Here is a 19,567-nt window from a genome sequence, read left to right on the forward strand (position 1 = left end):
ATGGGAGGAAGGCCCTCTGCGCTGATTGCGAAGAGGGCCTTTCTTATAGCGCATTAGCGTAGGTTGCGTGTCACGCCCGGCCGAACTGGGCGATCAGCAACCACGTTCCGCCCGCAATCAGCAGGAAGAGAATAAGCGCGGACCAGGCCGATGCGAACCGCAGCGTTGGCCGATCTCCTGACCATTTCCGCGTTCCGCTGATCATTGGTCCGACAAGATTGTCGCGCCGATGGACAAGGTAGAAAAGAACGGCGACGACATGAAGAGCCGTGAGGGCAAGAATGGCGTTGAAGATGAAGGCGTGCCATTCCGCCGCGACCCGGCCAGTTTCGAAATCGACCAGATAGGAAAAGGGACCGGACTCCATGCCGTCGATATCCACGGAAAAGAAGCCGAGCCCCACCTGCACCGCGAGGATGGTGATCATCGCGATCACACTCCAGCCGCCAACCGGATTATGGCCAGCGGCTGGCGTCGCGGCCCGATTGAACATGTGGCCGCGGACATAGTTAAGCAGGGTCGATGGGCCGCCAACGAAGTTGGAGAAACGGGCCGTGCTGCTCCCCGCGAAACCCCAGATCAGGCGGAAGAGCAGCAGTGCGAAAATGCTGTAACCGGCTAGCCGATGCCAATCCAGCATGCGTTCTTCAGCCGTCCACCAGGCGAAACCCAGCAGCGGCACCAGCGTCCAGTGAAATAGACGGATCGGCAGATCCCAGATACGCAGACGCACCGGCGCGCCGCTCATTTCCGCATCCACCATCAAAGTTCCGCGCGGAAACGATCGTGGCAGCTTTTGCAGGTGCCGCCAAGGCTGGTGCGCGCCGCGCCAAGGCCAGCGACATTGCCGCTGGCGGCGGCGGCATCCAGGGCCTTTGCAGCCGTGATCATGTCGCCCTGAAGCTTCACGAAGGCCGCGTTATCCTTCCAGATTTCAGGCTTCGCGCGCGTCTTGATGCCCGATTCCGAACCGCTGCCCTTCGGGAAATATTTGGGCAACAAGGCGGCGCGAGTGGCGATATCACGCGCCAGCGGGCGGACGCTGTTCATATCGGGCGATCCGGACTTCAGCTCATCATTGATGCTTTTGAAAGCTCCGCCAATCTCCTTGTAGCTGGCCTGGCGCGCCTTGATCGCGTTGGTGACCGCAGGTGTGGCGGCATAGGCCGCGTAGCTCGCGGCCAAACCGAGGGTTGCCAAAGCCAGGGAGTAGGGAAGCTTCATATTCTGCCTCATTCTTTCTGTGATCGTCACGCCAATATTTCGCCGATGGGCCGCTTCGTATTCATGGCATCCATGCCCCATGAGTCGACTGAAATTCCCATAACCTGCTGAAGTGTCAAGCCGACACGGCTTATTGACTCTCCATTGCCATGGACGTGGATGCCGGATTTGACCTTTCCGCCTGCGCGCCCGGCCAGCATCACCGGAATGCCCAGAACATCATGGTTCTTGGCATAGGATACGTCCGAATGCGCAAATACCAGTGTGTTGTCGAGCAGGGTGCCGTCGCCTTCCTTGATCGCGGCGAGGGCCGACACGAAATCCGCCCAGGCTTCCATGCTGCGGGTGGCGAAGAAATCTACGGTCGGCTGATAGCCGATGGCCCGGTCGATCATTTCTTCGTGCGTGTTCTGGTGATACCCCGTCGTCTGACCCGCTTGACGCAGATCGGACGCCGCTGTCGAGAAATTCATGTTGAACACGCGCGTCTGGTTGCAGGCCAACGCCATCGCCAGCATCTGCGCCATCAGCTTGTGATTGATCTTGCGCTGCTGGACATCGGTGATGTCGCCTGACATGGCCGGTGCTTCTGCGGGCACGACACAGGCTTCGGCCGGGGGTGGCTTCTGCAGCTGTAGCGCGAGCTTTCCTTCCATCTCGCGGACGGAAGTGAAATATTGGTCCAGACGGGCCTTGTCGGTTGCACCCAAGCTGGTTTCCAGCGCGCGGCGTTGTTCGGTAACCCCGGACAATACGCTCCGGCGCACCATGATGCGTGGATCGGGCTTGAAATCGGCCTTGTTGGGATCGTTGAAATCCGGGCCGAAAATCTTGCGGTAGAATTCGACCGGGCTGGGCGTGGCGGCATTCATGCTGCGTCCGTCGCGGAATGAATAGCTGGTGCGGGCATTGCCGTCCGCCGAGAGATCGAGCGAACGGAAGAAAGAGCCGCCGCCGATCGCATCGCCGATCAGGACGTCAAGCGTAGGTGCCCGGATGGCGAGCCAATCGTCCGCTGGCGCGCCCGTGCGGACGGCGGTGTTGCCCGACAGATGAGGCAGATTGCCCTTGCCATCCAGCATCACGTCGAAGCCGGTCAGGACGCTTACATGCTGCTTCACGGCGGCAATGGGCGCAAGTTGCGGGGGCAGGTCGTAATCGGCCCCCATGGACTTTGGCTGCCAGCGATCAGGGATCATCCCGCATCCCCAGAACCATGTGCCGAAGCGCACAGGCAGGCGCCCGCCCCCCAGCGTCGCGGCAAAGGCGGTGCCGTTATTGTCCAGAAACGCGTCCAGCAGGGGCAGCCCCAACGTAACTGCACCGCCGCCCAATATCCCGCGCAGCAGGAAACCGCGCCGTGTCGTTCCATTCATCAACATCAGCCAGTCTCCTTCGATCTGCGAACCGTTGCCACGCGACTTTCAGGAGCCAGGCGCGGCATGGCGTAAAATGCGGGGTCCAGCGCGATGGCGCGCATCAGGGATGGGAAGCGATAGCCGCTCGCCGAGAAGCCCTGACTGAGCCGCGCTATCCCGGCTCCGTCTGCTTCCGCCGGATTGCGTCCATTGGCGTAGCGCCATGCCGACTGGACGAGGCAACTGCTGACGCGCGGGCTGTCGTGGAACAGTTGCCCAAGAGCAGCGGCGCCGTTGTAGGCCTGCTTTTCGAAATCGCCGGTGACGTCGATCACCTCGTCATGTTCGACCTTTCGGAACTGGCCGACGCCGTCAAACTGCTCCAGCCCCAAGCCTATAGGATCGGTGCGGCGGTGGCAGCTGGCGCATTCCTCGTCATCAAGGTGCGCCTGAAGCCGGGCGCGGGTCGTCTTGAGCGTCGGGTTGTCGACATTCTGCACCACCGCGAAATTGACGTTGGCGGGCGGGGCAGGGATCTTTTCGCAAAGGAATATCTCGCGCAGCGCTACCCCGCGAAGTGTCGGTGAGGTGCGGCCCGGATGCGAATGCTGCGAAAGCAGGCTGGCATGGGTGAGCAGCCCGGTTCGCGGATCACCCTGCGGAAATTCATAAATGTACCAGTCGGCTTTGGTCACTGGCACGTCGTAGATCGGGCCGAGCGTGCGGTTCATTGCGATGGACCGCGTCGTGAAGAGATCGCGATAGTCGCCCTTCCGATCCACCAGCAACCAGTTGATGGTGCGCAGCGTCTGATCTCGCAGCGAAGTGCCGACGGCCTGCGAATAGGCGGGATAGATAAGGGTGTCCTTCGCCAGATCGTCCATTCCGTCCAAGCGCAGATAATCGGTGAAAAAGGCGCGAACACCCTCCTGGAACCGTGGCGAGGCGATCAGGCGATCGACGGCCTTGGCAAGTCCTGCCTGGGTGTCGAGCGCGCCGCTGCGTGCTTCGTCGAGCAATGTTTGGTCGGGCGTGCTGTTCCACAACAGGAAGGACAGGCGGCTTGCTTTCGACCATGCATCGACGCTCCGGCGCGAGGGGGCAGGGCGATCTATGCGGAAGAGAAATTCGGGGCTGGTCAGCATTCCGCCAAGCGTTGTCGCCAGACCTGCATGGAAATTCCCGAGCGTAGCGGTCGCCTCTGTCGCTGACCTTGTAAGAGCCGCAACTTCGCCTTCGCTCAAGGGCCGTCGATAGAGCTGCGAGCCGACACGTTGAATAAACTGGCGGGCACACGCGGAGCCATCCTTGTCCGCTGGAGTAGGCGCGCAACCGATCAGTTTTTCGCGGTGCTGCTCGTCCGTCACCTGCGTCGCGATGCTGCGGGCTAACGTCTCATATTGTTCAAGGCCCGCTGCCGTGACGGAGACTGCGCTCGTGCCGACCGCCTGAAGTCCGTCGATGCGCAGATCTGGCTCAAACCGGCCGACAATCTTGATGTCGGGGCCGAAAATATCGCCGATGACGCTGCGATACTGGCTTTCCGTCAATCGCCGGATCTGGCTGGGAGGTGTGTCCGCGTGCGTTTCATCGGCGCGCGCTCCATTGAGGGCGATGCTGAGGCCAAGGGTGAGGCAGGCGCCAGCTAGGGCGAGCGAGGGAAGGGCGCGGACCTTCATGGACGCACCTCGCTTTGTGCGACTTGGCTGGGCGGAGCAAGGAAGGCTTTGACGCCGACGAAATCATAGGCCGACGATATGGCAGTGAAGCGACCCGTGCGCGGATCACGATAGCCGTCGGCGAAACGATCGATCGCCTTGCGAATGCCGGGGCAGGATACTCGCGTCAGATTGGCGCCATTCTGCGTCATCTGTTCAATCGAGTCATAGTAGCTGTCCAATGTGTAATAGCCAAAGATGCTGCCTTCTATCGAGCCATCAGGATTGAACTTGGCGCGCAGCCGGGCGCCCCGGATGTGACGGGGCGCATCCACTATCTGTTCTTTGTAGTTCATGGTCAGATCGACGGGGTCGGTCGTCAGGATGCCGCCCGTAATGCGGCCTGATACCGTGGCGCGAAGCCGGGGATCAGGGTCGGGCGTAAAGGTGGCGCGTGCGAGCGGGCCGCCACGGCCGTCGCGGGTCAGCGGTTCACTGACAGCAAGAATGGTGACGCTCACTTCAGGGTCATCCTGAAGGCTGTCGATGCCGCGAAGCTCGATTACAGTAGGCGCCCGGGCCGAGATCATGGTCTTACCCGCAACTTCTTCCTTGCCGTTTTCGCGAAAGGTGGAAACGCAGCCGACGGCACGCCAAAGCCGGTTATCGACGCCGTTCGTGCCATCTGGCCCTTCGAAATCCAACTTTCCTGCCTTGCCATCCAGGTTGATACCGGCGGCAACCTTGCCCTCATAGGTTTTGAAGTTCTTCGCCAAGGCCGGGAAATCGGCGGGGTTGGAGCAGGCGCTGTAAACCACTTCGCGCTTCTGGAAGGCGAGCCGTCCGGCGCCTTTGGGTAAGCCGTTCAGGGCGCCGATCGCCGCCGCCAGCTCCTGCGTCGGCTCTGCCTTTGGATTGTAGCCCGGCGGGAAATGCACGGAAGATGAGCGATCGCCGCGAAGAAATATTCTGCGGAATTTGAAATATTCGTTCATCCGCTGCTCAAGTTCCTGCCGTTTCTCCTTACCGGCATATTTGGTCTGCTCGGCAGGCGGCAGCATGGCATAGAATCGATCGAGGTCCCCGCTATCGGGCACGGGACAGCTGTCTTTCTCCCCACCCTGGGCAAGATAGACATTGCTGAGTACGAAGGCGTGGACGCCGGTTTCACCGCCGGTGGGCGCGTCGGCGCCGATGAGGGACGCCGCGATCAGGGGCAGGGCCACATATGTTCTGGTCGGCCGACCGCCGGTCGATCCCAATCTGCCCTTCATATATTCCTCTCTAATGCCGCTTTAGGCGGGTGCTTCAGATTTCATGACTCTTCCTGCATTTTGCCACCACCCCAAAATCGATCATGTGGCGCGGCAATTTCGCGCATCCATTCTGCACCAACACCGGAAACAGAAAGATTTATCCTGGGTGCCGGATCGACTAGGTTGATCGAAAATCAAGGGAAGTATAAATGCGGCCATTACAGACGGAATCCGGCGAATGGCATCTTGCCGAGAGCGTGGCTGAGCGCGTGCTCGCCATTTATGCCGAAGCGTTCGGGTCCACTGAACCACTTTTTGCCCATGTAGGCCGGTCGGTCGATGGGGGAAGTTCGTTGAGAACCTTGCCGGTTGCCGATCTTGCGCGGATGACCAGCCAGGCGATTAACGAACTGGCGCGCCGGGACGCGGTGATGATAGGACGCCGGGGGCTAGGCCCATGTGATTGGCGCGTCATAATGTACAGCCTGACGAGCGCACGAACCTTGCGTGAAGCGATAATGCGTTGCTGCGATTGTTTTGAAGCCATCGACTGGCGATGTGGCAAGATGGCGCTGCGGACCTATGGGGACAGGGCTGAACTTCAATTGGAAGCGATGCGAACCGGCGGATCGACGTCAGCGGGCTGCTTGATCGACCTTTTCGGTGTGATGGAAATACATGGCCTATTTGGTTGGCTGATCGATCATGCGATCCCAGCACGCAATGCCTGGTTGAACCATGCTCCGGAAATATTCGAGGTGCTGAATTTGCCATCATTGCCCTTCCCGGTGCGGCTGAACGGAGGCTGGAGCGGCTTTGATTTCAGTGCGTCGCTGCTGGATTATCCCGTAATGCGCAACTGGGAAGACCAGCATCGTCGACCGCTCAGTAACCTCCTGTTCGTTTCCAACCCTCAGGAAGCCGAGCGGACGCCAACAGGAATACGTGTTCGCGGCATTGCAATGGCAGCGCTGAGCAATGACCGGCGGCTGCCTTCCTTCGGAGAGATCGTGAGCGCACTTGGCGGAAGTGAGGCTACACTTCGCCGCCAGCTGGCGCGTGAAGGAACAAGCTATCGCCAGGTGCGCGAAAGCTGCCGCCGCGAACTGGCGCTGCATTTACTGCGCCGAACAGAGATATCGATCGAGGATATAGCGGCCAGGCTCGACTATTGCGATTCAGATGCTTTCCGTCAGGCGTTCCGCGCATGGACGGGTCATTCGCCGACTGCTTATCGACATGAAGGCGGGACCGCCATGTTTCGGCCAGAAGCTATGGCAAGATAAGGCTTGCCATCAAAATAGCGGCTAGGGCTGGGGTCGTTGAAGCTAGCGCTACCTTGAAGCGCCATGAGACGGCGTGAAGGGCATGTGTTAGAAAATGCTGACTGGTTCCGGATCGAGGACCCCACACATTTTTTTAAAGATGGAGGCCTCCACGCTCCGCGAGGAGCATGGAGGCCAGCCTGTATTTACCACTTGAAGTTGAGGGTGGCACCAAATTCACGTGGGTTCATGACATTGACTACGCTGTAGCCCGACTGGAATGCGCCTGCGACGACAGCATTGGTCTGTACTTCACCCAGCCCGATATTGGTAATCCGGTTCTGGTTGAGCACATTCTTCGCGAAAATGTCGAGTTCCCACTTGTCGTCATTTGAACGTACGCCGACAAACAAGTTGACGAGTTCACGATGCTTGAAGCGGTATTGCGACTGCCACCAGTTGTAGCTGGGCGTATAGGTGAGCAGGCCCCGCACGAATGGCGTGACGCTATCCATAGGGAAACGCATTTCCGTGTTGGCGTTCAAGCTGAAGTCAGGCGTATTCGCTAACCTATCGCTTATATTGCAGTAACTAACATTGCCGGATCCAGTGACGGCTGGCAGACCCGTAGTGTTGGGTGTTCCAGTACCCGCATAGTCATTGCAGGGCAATCTGGCGTTATCCCATCTCGCCTTCGTATAGGCTGCGGCAACGTTCAGGTCCCAGTTCGGTGTTGGGCGCGCATCGATTGACGCCTCAATACCCTTAATCGTAGCATCGCCATTATAGTTGAAGTCAAAACCGCCGGTAGTTTGACCTGGATTGGTGGGCGAGGACCAGAAAATGCTGTTGAAACGGCTGAGAAAACCATCGAGTTTCTGATAGAATGCCGCAACGGTGTAATTCAGCTTTCGATCAAATAGCGCTCCCTTCAAGCCCACTTCGACCGAGTCTGTCTTTTCCGGCCGCGTCTGAATGAGATCGGCGGATACAACAGCCGGACCCGCGACCTTTGTACTACCTTGACGGAAGGAATGGCCATATGCGGCATAGACATTCAGTTCTGGCGTCACTTCATAGTTGATAGTCGCACCTCCAGTGATCGGAGTGTTCCGGGTGCGTTGAAGTGATGTCGGGATGATTTCTACCGGCGGTGAATTGATGAAGCCGGAGAGCCCTTGCTGCGTCGTCTGCACATTTTTAATGATCGAATAGCGTAGACCGGCTTGGATAGTTAGCGGACCAGCCTTGTATCTTAGATTGCCGCTGAATGACCATGTCTGCGCGTACACAGGCACAGTTACCAAAGCCGTGAGCGGCAACTGATTGGGAATTGTATAGGGCGCGAAGTCTCCCGGACAACCGGCGGCTGCCCCGCCGACCAATGCACAAGGCGGGTTGACTTGCGCGGTAGGTGCTACGGTGTAGAGAAGCAGGCTGCTGTCTTGGGCAACTGTTGTGGTGCCAGTTTGCTTCGAATAGAACGCGCCAACACCCCAGCCAAGACCTTCATCATTGTTCGAGCTTAAACGCAGTTCGGCGGTATCGACCTTGTAAGGCGTCACTACATCCGAAGGCTGAACGTAGCCGGGAATGGCGTTGGCAACATCCAGGTCACGGGAAATCTTCAATTTGCTATACTGATGCGCTCCGACGAAGGAGAGTGTCGCAGGCCCAAGGTCATAGTCGAACTGGAGATTGACTAGGTGCGTTTCGTTCTGATTGCGGAAGATGCCTTCCTGCACCGAACCGCGATCGGAAACGCTTAGCGGTGGACCGGACATTACGCTTGTGTCTGTAGCGAAGGGGCCGCCCCCAAATGCTGGAGGCACGAAGATTGACGGTATACCAAATACTGTGCCGTAAATGCCCAGTGGGGTATTGCCGTTACCGACCACCTGCTGAAATATTCGATTGTCCGCATGCAGATATTGATAGGTCAGGTAAGCGGTGAAGTCGGTGCTGGGTTGCCAACCAAGGGTAACGCGTGCGCTTTCCGTACGGCTGCGCGAATATTCATCACTATTGACGTTTCGCACCTGATTGAGGCGGTTTCCATCGACCACACCCGCTACGCGGATAGCTAGTGTATCGGAGAAAGGCAGAGAAACGCCGCCTTGAACGTTGTAAGCGTGTCGGTCGGTGCCGGTGGCCTGTAAATTCCCTTCGATGCGGTCGAATACGGGCTTGCGAGTAGCGATCGTTATCGAACCCGCTGGCGCTGACAGGCCGCGGAGCAGTCCCTGAGGACCGCGCAGCACTTCGATCTGCTGTATGTCGTAGATTGCAGTGAAGACTGTCTGCGCATCCGCCGGAATTTCGTTATAATAGACTTGGACTGCGGGTCCGGTGCCCTGATCAGGGTCGAAAGTGACACCGCGCAGGGTCGTGGTGTTGTTACGGCCGGTCGTGTTGGTCAGTTCCAAGCCTGGTGCGAGTTGGGAGACGTCCTTGATGTCGAAGATCTTGAATTTTTCAAGCTGTTCGCCAGTTGCGACGTTCACCGACATCGGCACGTCCTGAAGTTTTTCCGCCCGGCGCGTGGCGGTTACGATGATGTCGCTTGAGCTATTTTCAGCTCCGGCCTGGGCATAAGCCAGCGCGGGTACAGCAAAAGCAGAAACGCCAGCGCACAGAAGCGCTGCGCGTGAGACACGCTTAATTCGCATCGATAATCCTCCCCTGAGGGTGTTGCTGTTAAACGGCTCTCGTTAATTTGGGCCGTTTCGTGCACTATATTCGAGTGGACAACGCTGGCAACGCTTTTCTGAACGGCGACGTGCGAAATGAACCGGATGAGCAAAATTGCTTGGCCGGTTGGATGGGCCGAACGGGAAGTGTAACCCTAATCTTCTGTCAGCAGCTTTGCGTTGGCGCCAAGATGCCGCCGCAAAACAGGCCGGTCAAACGGCGTGCATGAGCATTGAGATGGGCCGGATCGATGCGGTTTTCGGCCTCGCCCTGGAAAAAGCGGCGATGGGATTCAGAGAGGATGAGGCTGGTGAGAGACTCAGCCGCGAAGGCCACATCCTGATCGGGGATGGTTCCCCGGTCGACCAGCGACTGTAGAAATGCGATCATCGGATCGAGATAGCGGCGCACGACGACCTGTTCGATATGAGGGCGGGCTTCTTCCATGAAGGAGGGGTTTAGCATCAATAGACGGCGCATGCCGGTGGCATAGGGTTCGCACACTTCGACAAGGCATCCCTGCACGAATGCGAGCAGGCTTTCCTGCCAGTCTGAGCAGGGAGGGACGATCATGGGCTCCAGACCATAATTCAGCATTTGCCGGACGACTGCGGCAAATAGCGCGGATTTGTTGGGATAATGGGCGTAGACGGTTTTCCGCGACAGGCCGGATGCGGCGATGATCGAGTTCATCGTCAGGTTCGGCCCATGTTCGACGAGCAGCTGCATCGCGGTATCGACCAGGCGCTGCTCGACGTCGCCGCTTTCTTCGCGGCGGGGGCGGCCGGGGCGGCGGATGGGGGGAGTGGAAACCATGAAGGAAAGCATTGGCAAAAAAAGCTCCGGTTGAAAATAAACAATCTTGTTTCTTTTTTTCGCCGCGCTATCCGTGTCGCTGTCGATCAAGGTTGGAGTCATTCCGCTTGCCGCTTTCTGGCCCGCGCCGTTCCTCGTTTATGCTCTGTGCGTTGCTGTCGGCCTGCGCGCCGTCGATCGAACTCGCGCGACCCAGGATCGCGTTGCCCGAGCGGTTCGAAACGGCACCTGCCCCGGCCGCCGAGGAAAGGCTGGACCGTTGGTGGAGCCGTTTCAACGACGCGCAACTTTCCGCATTTGTGGAACAGGCGCTGGCGCAGAATACCGACGCCCGGTCAGCCTATTTCCGGCTGCGTGAGGCGCGCGCGATTCGCGATCAATCGCTGTCGCAGCGCCTGCCGACAGGCGCCATCAGCGGATCGGCCAAGATACAGGATGGCAGCCAGCTGTCGGGAACCGATCTGTTCGGGTCCACCGCGCGCAGTGACAGCCAGTCGCTGGCCTTCAGCCCCAGCTGGGAACTCGACCTGTTCGGCAGGCTGGGCGCGATCGGGCAAGGGGCGCGGGCGACCTATGTGGCGGCGGCCTATGATTATCATGCGGCTCGGTTGAGCCTGGCCGCCGATGTCGCGAGCGCGCTGTTCGAGGCGCGAGGATTGGCTGTCCAACGCGACGACGCGCAGGAGGGGCTGCGCATCGCGAGAGAATTGGAACGGGCGTCGCAGCTCGGCCGGGATCGCGGGCTGGTGGCGGCTTCGGAAACGGCTCGGCTGGAAGGCGACGCAGCAACGGCGCAGGCAGAGCTGACGCGGATCGAGACGGCGCTGCGAAACGCCAAGCGGTCATTACTGGTCCTGATCGGAACGTCGGACGCCCCGACCGATAGCCTGCCGATAGAGGCGCGGCTCGACACGGCGCCGCCGGTCCCGCCGCTGCTGCCCGCGTCGCTGCTGGCGCGGCGACCGGACATATTGGCCGCCGAGGCGCGGGTTGCGGCAGCGACGAGCGCCGTCAAGGTCGACAGGTTGGCGCTGTTCCCCCGCTTCACGCTTCAGGGCAATGGCAGCATCAGCCGCACGTCCGGGGTGGCAGGCGGCATTTCGAGCCTCTGGTCCATCGCCGCCGGATTGAGCCTGCCGATTCTGGACCGTACGCGCCTGATGGCGCAATTGCGCGCGACAGAGGCGCAGGGCGAACGCGCTGTGGTGAGCTATGAGGCGGCGGTGCAGGCGGCCTTCCGAGATGCCGACATCGCGCTGGCTCTTGTCGCCGCCGATCGGGTGCGGCTCGCCGACCTTGGCCTTGCCGAGGAACGGGCGCGCTTTGCGTTTGATGCCGGGCACAAGGGCTATCGCGCGGGCCTGATCGACCTTACCACGCTGATCCAGTCGGAACAGACATGGCGCGCGGCACGCCGGGCGCTCACCAACGCGCGGACACAGGCGCTGGGCAATGCCGTTGGCGCGTTCCGTGCGCTGGGCGGCGGGTGGAGCCCGGATGATCCCGCGACGGCGCCTGAACAGCCGCCGGTCGCCCTGCCTATTCAATCCAAGGAAATGCCGTGACCTTCAAGCCGCGTCCCCTTGCCATGGCGCTTCCCCTCGCCCTGCTGCTTGCCGCCTGCGGTGGGGGGAAGGAAGCGGCCAAGGAGCCGCCGCCGCCGACCGTGACGGTGGCCATGGTCGATCAGCGGCCGCTGGAAGGCGGCCTCAGCGCCTCGGGCCGCCTGATCCCGCGTGAGGAAGTGGCGGTCGCGCCGGAGCTTTCGGGCTACCGCGTCGCGCGCGTGCTGGTGGAAGAAGATGCCAGGGTAGGCGCTGGACAGGTTTTGGCAGTGCTGGACGATACGCTGCTGCGTTCGCAGATCGACCAGGCGCGCGCGCAGTTGAGCCAGCAGCAGGTCGCCTATGAGCGAGCTCGAATGGATGCTGGCCGTGTGGCGGGCCTCGACAATCAGGGCGTGCTGTCGCAGGAGGCGATAGACCAGCGGCGCATTGCCGCGCGATCGGCGCAGGCCGCCGTGGGCGTTGCGAAGGCGCAGCTTGACGACCTGCTGACCCGCCAGAGCCGGTTGATCATCCGATCGCCCGTGGCGGGCCGTGTTCTCCAGCGATCCGCGCGGCCGGGCGAGCCGTCCGCATCGGGCACGGTGCTGTTCACCATCGCGCGCGACGATCTGGTCGAACTGGACGCCGAAGTTGCGGAAGCCGCCATGGGAACCCTTTCCATCGGTGATCCCGCGACGGTCACATTGGCGTCGGGGACCAAGCTGTCGGGCAAGATCAGGCTGCTGGGCGCGCGCGTCGATAATCAGACAGGGCTTTCGAGCGCGCGCATCGCTTTGCCGGTGAACCCGCAATTGCGGCCCGGCGGATTTGCCAAGGCGGAGTTCGTCAAAGCCAGCGGCACCGTGTTGGCCGCGCCTGAAGCCGCGGTGCATTATGATGCCGACGGCGCTTATATGCTGTTGCTCGACAAAGCCGACCGGGTCCATCGCGCTTCGGTGCGGACAGGGCGGCGCGCGGGCGGCATGGTTGAGATATTGAGCGGCGCGAAGCCCGGCGTGCGGGCGGTGCTGGGCGGCGGCGCTTTTCTGCTGGAGGGTGACCGGGTGCGGATCGCCGCTGGCAGGGGCAAGTAACCATGCGTATTTCCGCCTGGGCCATCCGCAATCCGATTCCGGTCGTTTCGCTTTTCATCCTGCTGACGATCGCGGGGATCGTGGCGTATATCGGTCTGCCCATAAAGCAGTTTCCCAACGTCAACTTCCCTGTCGTCAGCGTGACGGTGACGCAAAATGGCGCGGCGCCCAGCGAAGTCGAGAACCAGATCACCCGGCCGATCGAAAATGCGTTGAGCAGCGTGGCGGGGGTCAAGCATATCAGTTCGACGGCCGTGCTGGGATCGTCCACGACGACAGTCGAGTTCGAACTGCACAGCGACATGCAGAAGGCGACGGACGATGTCCGTACCGCCGTGGAGCGCGCGCGCATCGATTTGCCACCGGGGATCGACCCGCCGCTGGTGCAGCGACTGGACATTGATGCCGCGCCCATTCTGACCTATGCGGTGAGCGCGCCCGCGATGGGCAACACGGAATTGTCGCGCTTCGTCGACAAGGTGGTCACGCGCGCATTGCAGGCCCAACAAGGCGTAGCGCAGGTTCACCGCATCGGCGGCGCGGATCGGGAAATCAACATCGTGCTGGACGCGCAGCGCATGGCGGCACGGGGCGTGACGGCGCCGCAGGTGAGCAACGCACTCGCCGCGTTTCATAGCGACGATCCGGGCGGTCGTGCCGATGTGGGCGCGGTCGAACAGACGATCCGTGTCCTTGGGTCATCCATGACCATCGACAGGTTGCGCGACCTGGCGATCCCGGTTCAGGGCCGTTATGTCCGCCTGGGCGACATTGCCGAGATCGGCGATGGCGCGGCCGAACAGCGAGGATTTGCGCGGTTGGACGGCAGGCCCGTGACCGCGATCCAGATCAGCAAGACGCGCGAAGCGAGCGACATCAGTGTCGAGGACCGGGCGGTGAAGGCCATAGCGCAGATTCAGGCCGAACATCCGGGCGTCACCTTCACCAAGCTGGTGTCCACGGTGGATTCGACACGGCGGACCTTTGCATCGACCCAGCATGTGCTGATCGAGGGCATTTTTCTGGCGGTGATCGTCGTCTACCTCTTCCTGCGCAACTGGCGCGCGACGATCATCGCGGCGGTGGCCATGCCGTTATCCCTGATCCCCACTTTCGTCCTGATGTCGGCCATGGGGTTCAGCCTCAACAGCATCACGCTGCTGGCGCTGACATTGGTCATCGGCATCTTGGTCGATGACGCGATCGTGGAGGTCGAGAATATCGAGAAGCGGATCGAGACCGGCGAGACGCCCTATCGCGCCGCGTTGATCGGCGCGGATGCCATCGGTCTGGCCGTGATCGCGACGACTGCGACGATCATCGCCGTGTTCGCGCCGGTATCGTTGATTCCAGGGCAGGCGGGGCAGTTTTTCCGCGAGTTCGGTTTGACCGTGGCTGTCGCCGTGCTCTTCTCCCTGGTCGTGGCGCGTTTGTTGACCCCGCTGATGGCGGCCTATTTCCTCGTGCCGCTCAAGGATCGGGTGCATCGGGAAAAGCGGCCCGTAAACCCGATCTATGGCCGCATATTGGATTGGGCCTTGGCACACCGATGGATGACCATGGCGATCGGTGGCGGGATTTTCCTTCTGTCGCTCCTGCTGGCGAGCCTTACGCCGGTGGGATTTCAGCCGGTCGGCAATCCGGGCTATCTCTACATCGCGGTGCAGGGTCCGCCCGGCGCGACGCGTGACGACATGGCGCGGGCGGTCAACGACGCGACCCGCATGCTGTCGGCGGAGCCCGCTGTGGAACGGGTTTTTGCCCAGGTGGGGTCAACGTCCGGCGGCTTCAGCGCGGGCGACGACATGCGAACGGGCACGCTGACGGTGGTGCTGAAACATGATCGCGACGTCACGACGGACGAGTTCCGGCAGATCATAAGGCCGAAATTGCGCGATATTCCGGACGTGCGCCTGTCCAATCAGGGCACGTTCGGTTCGGCTGGCGTCAACATCGTGCTGGCCGGGGAAGACGGGCAGGCGTTGGAGCGCACGCAAATCGAACTGTTGCGGCAAATGCGCAACGTGCGGTCGATTTCCGACCCACGCCCTGCGCCGCCGCCCGCAGGCCCGGAGTTGATCGTGACGCCCCGGCCGGAGGAGGCGTCGCGCCTTAACGTCGATAGCCGGACGCTGGCCCAGGTGCTGCGCATCGCGACTATCGGCGACATCGATGCGAGCGTGGCGAAATATTCGGATGGCGACGAACGCGTGCCGATCCGCGTCCGCCTGCCGGAAGGATCGCGTCAGGATCTGGAGACGATCGCAAATCTTCGCGTGCCGACTATCGATGGGCAGACGACGCCCTTGTCGGCGGTTGCGGATATTCGGTTCAAGGCGGGACCCGGCAAGATCGTGCGCTATGACCGGGAGCGGCGCGTGTCGGTGGAGGCGGATCTGGTCGCCGGGCGGACATTGGGTCAGGCTTTGCAGGAAGTGAACGCATTGCCAGTCATGCGTAACCTGCCCAACGGGGTCCAGGAAGCGAAGACGGGCGATTCGGAAGCGATGTCCGAGCTGTTTGGCGGCTTCATGCTGGCGATCGTGGGGGGCATCGGGCTGACCTTTTCGGTGCTGGTGCTGCTGTTCAAGGGCTTCTTCAAGCCGGTGGTCATCCTGGCCGCGCTTCCGCTGTCGCTGCTTGGTGCCTTTGCTGCACTGACGCTGTTCGGCAAGACGCTGGATTTGCCCGCCATGATCGGCCTGCTCATGCTGCTTGGCCTATGCGCAAAGAATTCGATCCTGCTGGTGGAATTTGCGATCGAGGAGGAACGGGCGGGGACGCCGATGACCGAGGCGCTGCGCAATGCATGCCGTGAACGTGCGCGGCCGATCGTCATGACGACGGTGGCGATGGCGGCGGGCATGCTGCCGACGGCGTTGGGCATTGGCGAAGGCGCGGAATTTCGCCAGCCGATGGCGCTGGCGGTGATCGGCGGCCTCATCACGTCAACGGCGTTGTCGCTGATCTTCGTGCCGGTGATCTATGAGATCGTCGAAAGCATCGAAAGATGGATCGCGCCAAGGGCCGCGCGTCTGGTGACGCCGCGTCAGCCGGGGGATGACGATCCTTTTCCCATATGATGGAAATGTTGACAGGCGCTCGCCGGTCGCTTGACTTATCGAACATGCATGTTCAATTAGGTGCGCCTTTTAGGCACTCTCCTACACCTACCTGGGCCGGCCACAAACCGGCCCTTTCTTTTATGTGGCGGTAGGGGTGCCCAACAGAAAAAGGGCGCTTGCGCGCCCTTTTCCCTCAATAATGCCTGAGCTTTTGCCGTTAGGGCAGCTTGGCCAGATCGGCGTCGATCGCCGCCAGACGGGCGTCGGTGACATCGTCAGGCGCATATTGCTGAATCGCCTTCAGCGTCATGGCGCGGGCCATGTCGACCTGATCATTGCTGGTCATGCCGGGAATATACTTCTCGACAATCGCCTTGGCAGCGGGGTTGTCGAGCAGGACACCCAGTTCGGTGTCGGCAGAGGTGTACTTGGCGGTAGCAGCAGTTTCCGCCAGCGCCGGAGTGGCGAGCGACAGAGCAGCGGCAGCAAGAATCAAAAATCGCATGGAACAGGATCCTCCGTTTGTGATATTTCCTATATCGCACGATGTCGTGCTAAATTCAAGTCACCAGCTTTTGCGGGCCGCCATCAAAAGATCGACGGTTTTCCGGGCGGCGCCTAACAGTTCGGCTTCGACGATCGGACCGGCGCTGCTTTCCTGCAATTCCCACCCGGTGATGGCGGCTACAAGCTGTCGAGCGATCGCGGACGGGTCGCGGGCAGGAATGCCGTCGCGCACGGCGGCTTGGCTGATGTCGTCGCTGATGAGGCGCACGATGTAGAGATAGCCTGCTTCATACATGGCGCGGGCGAGTTCGGGGAAGCGTTCACGATTGGCGAGCGTCAAGAGCTGGAACGCGTGCACTTCCCGCTGAAGCAGCGACCGCGCGATGACTTGCGCGTGATGGTGGAGGCGTTCGGCAATGTCATCGGTCAGCAGATGATCCTGGCTTGCCGATATAAGCGACCATTGCTTGACGCGATCATGGATGACGGTCGTGAACAACGCTTCCTTCGAGGGATAGCGGGCGTAAAGCGTGCCCTTGGAAACGCCGGTGGCCGCAGCGATATTTTCCATCGCCACGCCGTCATAACCCTGGTCCAGGAACATGCGGGTGGCGGTGGCCAAGATGGCGCGATCGATCGCGGCGACCTGTTTCGCGTCGGGTCGGCCCCGTTTTGGGGTGAATGCTTTCTCGGTCTTTGTAGCTGGCATGACCGCATCTCTGACTCAAGCCATGGGCGGAAGCAATGGCCTTCTGAAATAAATCGAACGACACCGATCGAATATTGACGTGTGCGCTCCTGGAACGTAAGAATGTAAACTGCCGACAATCGGAAAATGTCCCCCCAGCGGAGAGGCTGCACATCATGAAGAATTCCTCATCCATCCTGTTGCTTGCTGCCGCGGGGACGATGCTGACGCCGGTCGGGGGACATGCCCGCGATACCCGGAATTCACCTGAGCGCAGAGCGGCTGAGACCCTGTCGAAAATGACGGGCGAGGAGAAGGTCCGGCTCATCCACGGCCCCATTACAGGCATGGTGAGTCCGTCAAAGCGGCCGCAGGGAATACCGGTAGGTGCGGGATATATTGAAGGAGTGGAGCGCCTTGGCGTTCCTATGCTGGTGGAAAGCGACGCAAGCCTTGGCGTGTCCAACCTGATGGAAATGCGCAAGGGCGATGTGGCGACGGCATTGCCCTCAGGGCTTTCGCTTGCGTCCACATGGGATCCGGAAATCGCCCGCGCGGGCGGTGCGATGATCGGCGCGGAGGCGCGGGCCAAGGGTTTCAACGTGATGCTGGTGGGCGGCGTCAATCTGGTGCGCGATCCGCGCGGCGGCCGCAATTTCGAATATCTGGGCGAAGACCCGATGCTGGCTGGGGAACTGGTCGGAAGTCAGATCAGTGGCGTGCAGTCCAACGACATCATCGGCACGATCAAGCATTTCGCGCTCAACAATCAGGAAACCGGTCGCAACATCGCATCGGTGAACATGGATGAGCAGGCGATGCGCGAGAGCGATCTGCTGGCTTTCCAGATCGGCATGGAACGCGGCAAGCCTGGGTCCGTGATGTGCGGCTATAACCGCATTGGCGGTACTTTCGCTTGTGAGCACCCTTTCCTGCTGAACGACGTGCTGCGGCGTGATTGGGGCTTCAAGGGTTATGTGATGTCGGACTGGGGCGCGGTGCATTCCACCGAGGCCATCATCGCCGGCCTCGACCAGCAATCAGGCGAACAGATCGACGGCAAGCGCTATTTTTCCGACCTGATGGTGGAAGCGGTCAAGGCGGGGAAGGTGCCGCAGTCGGCGGTCGACAAGGCGGCCGGACGCGTGCTCTACGCCATCTATGCCCATGGCGTGGCCGACAAGCCGCTACAGCCGGGCCAGTCGATCGATTATGACGCCAACGCCGAGGTAGCGCAGCGTGCGGCGGAACAGGGGATCGTCCTGCTGCGCAATGAGGGTGGCATCTTGCCGCTGGCCGCTTCGGCGAAGACGATCCTGGTGGTCGGAGGCAATGCCGATGTTGGCGTGCCGAGCGGCGGCGGTTCGAGCCAGGTCAATCCCGTGGGTGGACTGAAGCGCGTTTCCAAGGGCGCGGAAAGCGGCCCTGCCGCTGGCTTTGCCCGTCGCGGCTATGGGGGCACGGCTCCGCTCGATGCGCTGCGCGCCGAGTTTCCGAATGCGGCCGTCAGCTATCTGGACGGCAAGGATGTGCCAGCCGCTGTCCAGGCAGCGAAGTCGGCCGACATCGTTGTCGTTTTCGCGGAGAAGTACGCGACCGAGGCCATCGACCATAAGGACCTGTCGCTGGGCGAGGGTCAGGACGACCTGATCGACGCGGTGGCAAGCGCGAACGGAAAGACCGTCGTCGTACTGGAAACCGGCAACCCTGTCCTGATGCCCTGGCAGGCCAAGGTCCCGGCCATCCTGTCGGCATGGTATGGTGGCCAGCGTGGCGGCGCTGCCATTGCGCGGGTTCTGACCGGAAAGGTCAACCCGTCCGGTCATCTGCCCGTGACCTTCCCCGCCTCTGTCTATCAGTTGCCCAATCCAGTGCTGCCCGGCTCCGACGCGCCGCCAGCGGATAAGGAAACGCGCGCCGTCTATGGTCTTCAGGCGGGTTTGAAGCCGTTCGACATCGTCTATCCGGAAGGATCGGACGCGGGTTATCGCTGGTTCGACAAGAAGGGGCTGAAGCCGCTTTATCCCTTCGGCTACGGTCTTAGCTACACGCAGTTCCGCTATGAAGGGCTGAAGGTGACGGGCGGAAAGGCGCTGACGGTGCACTTCACCGTGGTGAATGAGGGTCAGCGGGAGGGTGCGGACGTGCCGCAGGTCTACGTCACCCGGCCGGGCAAGGCCAAACGGCTGATCGGATGGGCGAAGCCCAATCTCAAGCCCGGCGAAAGCAAGGAGGTCACGGTTACGGCAGACATGCGCGTGCTCGCGGACTTCGATGCAAAGGCGCAGCGTTGGGTGGTGCCAGCGGGTGACGTCAAGGTAGAGGTGGGCACATCCGCCGCTGATCCGGTGCTGACCGGCACGGCGCGGCTGAACCGCATGATCCGGAGGCCCTGAGC

At 61.1% G+C, this 19,567-nt stretch carries 14 protein-coding genes; 5 read left to right on the forward strand and 9 right to left on the reverse strand.

Translation table 11 applies throughout. The annotated features are described in order from the left end of the window. Window positions 1-70: 70 nt before the first annotated feature. Genes ACZ5ZH_RS14975 through ACZ5ZH_RS14995 form a run of 5 tightly spaced genes read right to left on the reverse strand, consistent with a single transcriptional unit; the run spans window position 71 to window position 5,514 of the window. The gene (locus ACZ5ZH_RS14975) at window positions 71-763 is read right to left on the reverse strand and encodes a cytochrome b/b6 domain-containing protein (RefSeq protein WP_464772837.1); all 693 of its coding nucleotides are present in this window, start codon (window positions 761-763) and stop codon (window positions 71-73) included. Further along, a complete protein-coding gene (locus ACZ5ZH_RS14980; protein WP_464772838.1) occupies window positions 763-1,224 on the reverse strand; it encodes a c-type cytochrome in 462 nt (153 codons plus the stop codon). The genes ACZ5ZH_RS14975 and ACZ5ZH_RS14980 overlap by 1 nt, the downstream gene beginning before the upstream one ends. Window positions 1,225-1,250: 26 nt before the next feature. Further along, on the reverse strand, window positions 1,251-2,606 hold the full coding sequence (locus ACZ5ZH_RS14985) for a DUF1552 domain-containing protein (protein WP_464772839.1): 1,356 nt from the start codon (window positions 2,604-2,606) through the stop codon (window positions 1,251-1,253). Beyond that, the gene (locus ACZ5ZH_RS14990; protein WP_464772840.1) at window positions 2,606-4,261 is read right to left on the reverse strand and encodes a DUF1592 domain-containing protein; all 1,656 of its coding nucleotides are present in this window, start codon (window positions 4,259-4,261) and stop codon (window positions 2,606-2,608) included. The genes ACZ5ZH_RS14985 and ACZ5ZH_RS14990 overlap by 1 nt, the downstream gene beginning before the upstream one ends. Further along, window positions 4,258-5,514 carry a hypothetical protein gene (locus ACZ5ZH_RS14995; protein WP_464772841.1) on the reverse strand — a complete coding sequence of 419 codons (1,257 nt, stop codon included), beginning with the start codon at window positions 5,512-5,514 and terminating at the stop codon, window positions 4,258-4,260. Before ACZ5ZH_RS14995 ends, ACZ5ZH_RS14990 begins: the two co-directional genes overlap by 4 nt. Window positions 5,515-5,705: 191 nt before the next feature. Here ACZ5ZH_RS14995 and ACZ5ZH_RS15000 point away from each other — a divergent pair, with 191 nt between their 5' ends. Further along, window positions 5,706-6,782 (forward strand): helix-turn-helix domain-containing protein, encoded by a 1,077-nt coding sequence (locus ACZ5ZH_RS15000; RefSeq protein ID WP_464772842.1) that lies wholly within the window; start codon window positions 5,706-5,708, stop codon window positions 6,780-6,782. A gap of 185 nt (window positions 6,783-6,967) precedes the next feature. Here ACZ5ZH_RS15000 and ACZ5ZH_RS15005 read toward each other — a convergent pair whose 3' ends face one another. Then, a complete protein-coding gene (locus ACZ5ZH_RS15005; protein ID WP_464772843.1) occupies window positions 6,968-9,430 on the reverse strand; it encodes a TonB-dependent receptor in 2,463 nt (820 codons plus the stop codon). Window positions 9,431-9,617: 187 nt separating this feature from the next. Beyond that, window positions 9,618-10,268: a TetR/AcrR family transcriptional regulator gene (locus ACZ5ZH_RS15010; protein ID WP_449469044.1), complete on the reverse strand. Its 651-nt coding sequence runs from the start codon at window positions 10,266-10,268 to the stop codon at window positions 9,618-9,620. Between the two features lie 107 nt (window positions 10,269-10,375). Here ACZ5ZH_RS15010 and ACZ5ZH_RS15015 point away from each other — a divergent pair, with 107 nt between their 5' ends. The 3 genes from ACZ5ZH_RS15015 to ACZ5ZH_RS15025 are packed head-to-tail and all read left to right on the forward strand — an operon-like array spanning window position 10,376 to window position 15,992. Further along, a complete protein-coding gene (locus tag ACZ5ZH_RS15015) occupies window positions 10,376-11,833 on the forward strand; it encodes an efflux transporter outer membrane subunit (RefSeq protein ID WP_464775254.1) in 1,458 nt (485 codons plus the stop codon). Further along, window positions 11,830-12,909 (forward strand): efflux RND transporter periplasmic adaptor subunit, encoded by a 1,080-nt coding sequence (locus tag ACZ5ZH_RS15020; protein WP_464772845.1) that lies wholly within the window; start codon window positions 11,830-11,832, stop codon window positions 12,907-12,909. The genes ACZ5ZH_RS15015 and ACZ5ZH_RS15020 overlap by 4 nt, the downstream gene beginning before the upstream one ends. Before the next feature lie 2 nt (window positions 12,910-12,911). Beyond that, window positions 12,912-15,992 carry an efflux RND transporter permease subunit gene (locus ACZ5ZH_RS15025; RefSeq protein WP_464772846.1) on the forward strand — a complete coding sequence of 1,027 codons (3,081 nt, stop codon included), beginning with the start codon at window positions 12,912-12,914 and terminating at the stop codon, window positions 15,990-15,992. A 199-nt stretch (window positions 15,993-16,191) separates the two neighbouring features. Here ACZ5ZH_RS15025 and ACZ5ZH_RS15030 read toward each other — a convergent pair whose 3' ends face one another. Together ACZ5ZH_RS15030 and ACZ5ZH_RS15035 are read right to left on the reverse strand one after the other, a co-directional pair. Then, window positions 16,192-16,479: a hypothetical protein gene (locus tag ACZ5ZH_RS15030; RefSeq protein ID WP_449469050.1), complete on the reverse strand. Its 288-nt coding sequence runs from the start codon at window positions 16,477-16,479 to the stop codon at window positions 16,192-16,194. Window positions 16,480-16,539: 60 nt separating this feature from the next. Continuing rightward, window positions 16,540-17,190 carry a TetR/AcrR family transcriptional regulator gene (locus tag ACZ5ZH_RS15035; protein ID WP_460988978.1) on the reverse strand — a complete coding sequence of 217 codons (651 nt, stop codon included), beginning with the start codon at window positions 17,188-17,190 and terminating at the stop codon, window positions 16,540-16,542. A 155-nt stretch (window positions 17,191-17,345) separates the two neighbouring features. Here ACZ5ZH_RS15035 and ACZ5ZH_RS15040 point away from each other — a divergent pair, with 155 nt between their 5' ends. Continuing rightward, the gene (locus ACZ5ZH_RS15040; RefSeq protein ID WP_464772847.1) at window positions 17,346-19,565 is read left to right on the forward strand and encodes a glycoside hydrolase family 3 C-terminal domain-containing protein; all 2,220 of its coding nucleotides are present in this window, start codon (window positions 17,346-17,348) and stop codon (window positions 19,563-19,565) included. Window positions 19,566-19,567 lie beyond the last annotated feature (2 nt).

This window comes from Sphingobium sp. TomMM7A (assembly GCF_055397305.1).

Bases quoted from the DNA above. Each gene is read 5' to 3' on its own strand.
- ACZ5ZH_RS14975 (WP_464772837.1), bottom strand. From the start codon at position 763: ATGGTGGATGCGGAAATGAGCGGCGCGCCGGTGCGTCTGCGTATCTGG.
- ACZ5ZH_RS14980 (WP_464772838.1), bottom strand. From the start codon at position 1,224: ATGAAGCTTCCCTACTCCCTGGCTTTGGCAACCCTCGGTTTGGCCGCG.
- ACZ5ZH_RS14985 (WP_464772839.1), bottom strand. From the start codon at position 2,606: ATGTTGATGAATGGAACGACACGGCGCGGTTTCCTGCTGCGCGGGATA.
- ACZ5ZH_RS14990 (WP_464772840.1), bottom strand. From the start codon at position 4,261: ATGAAGGTCCGCGCCCTTCCCTCGCTCGCCCTAGCTGGCGCCTGCCTC.
- ACZ5ZH_RS14995 (WP_464772841.1), bottom strand. From the start codon at position 5,514: ATGAAGGGCAGATTGGGATCGACCGGCGGTCGGCCGACCAGAACATAT.
- ACZ5ZH_RS15000 (WP_464772842.1), top strand. From the start codon at position 5,706: ATGCGGCCATTACAGACGGAATCCGGCGAATGGCATCTTGCCGAGAGC.
- ACZ5ZH_RS15005 (WP_464772843.1), bottom strand. From the start codon at position 9,430: ATGCGAATTAAGCGTGTCTCACGCGCAGCGCTTCTGTGCGCTGGCGTT.
- ACZ5ZH_RS15010 (WP_449469044.1), bottom strand. From the start codon at position 10,268: ATGGTTTCCACTCCCCCCATCCGCCGCCCCGGCCGCCCCCGCCGCGAA.
- ACZ5ZH_RS15025 (WP_464772846.1), top strand. From the start codon at position 12,912: ATGCGTATTTCCGCCTGGGCCATCCGCAATCCGATTCCGGTCGTTTCG.
- ACZ5ZH_RS15030 (WP_449469050.1), bottom strand. From the start codon at position 16,479: ATGCGATTTTTGATTCTTGCTGCCGCTGCTCTGTCGCTCGCCACTCCG.
- ACZ5ZH_RS15035 (WP_460988978.1), bottom strand. From the start codon at position 17,190: ATGCCAGCTACAAAGACCGAGAAAGCATTCACCCCAAAACGGGGCCGA.
- ACZ5ZH_RS15040 (WP_464772847.1), top strand. From the start codon at position 17,346: ATGAAGAATTCCTCATCCATCCTGTTGCTTGCTGCCGCGGGGACGATG.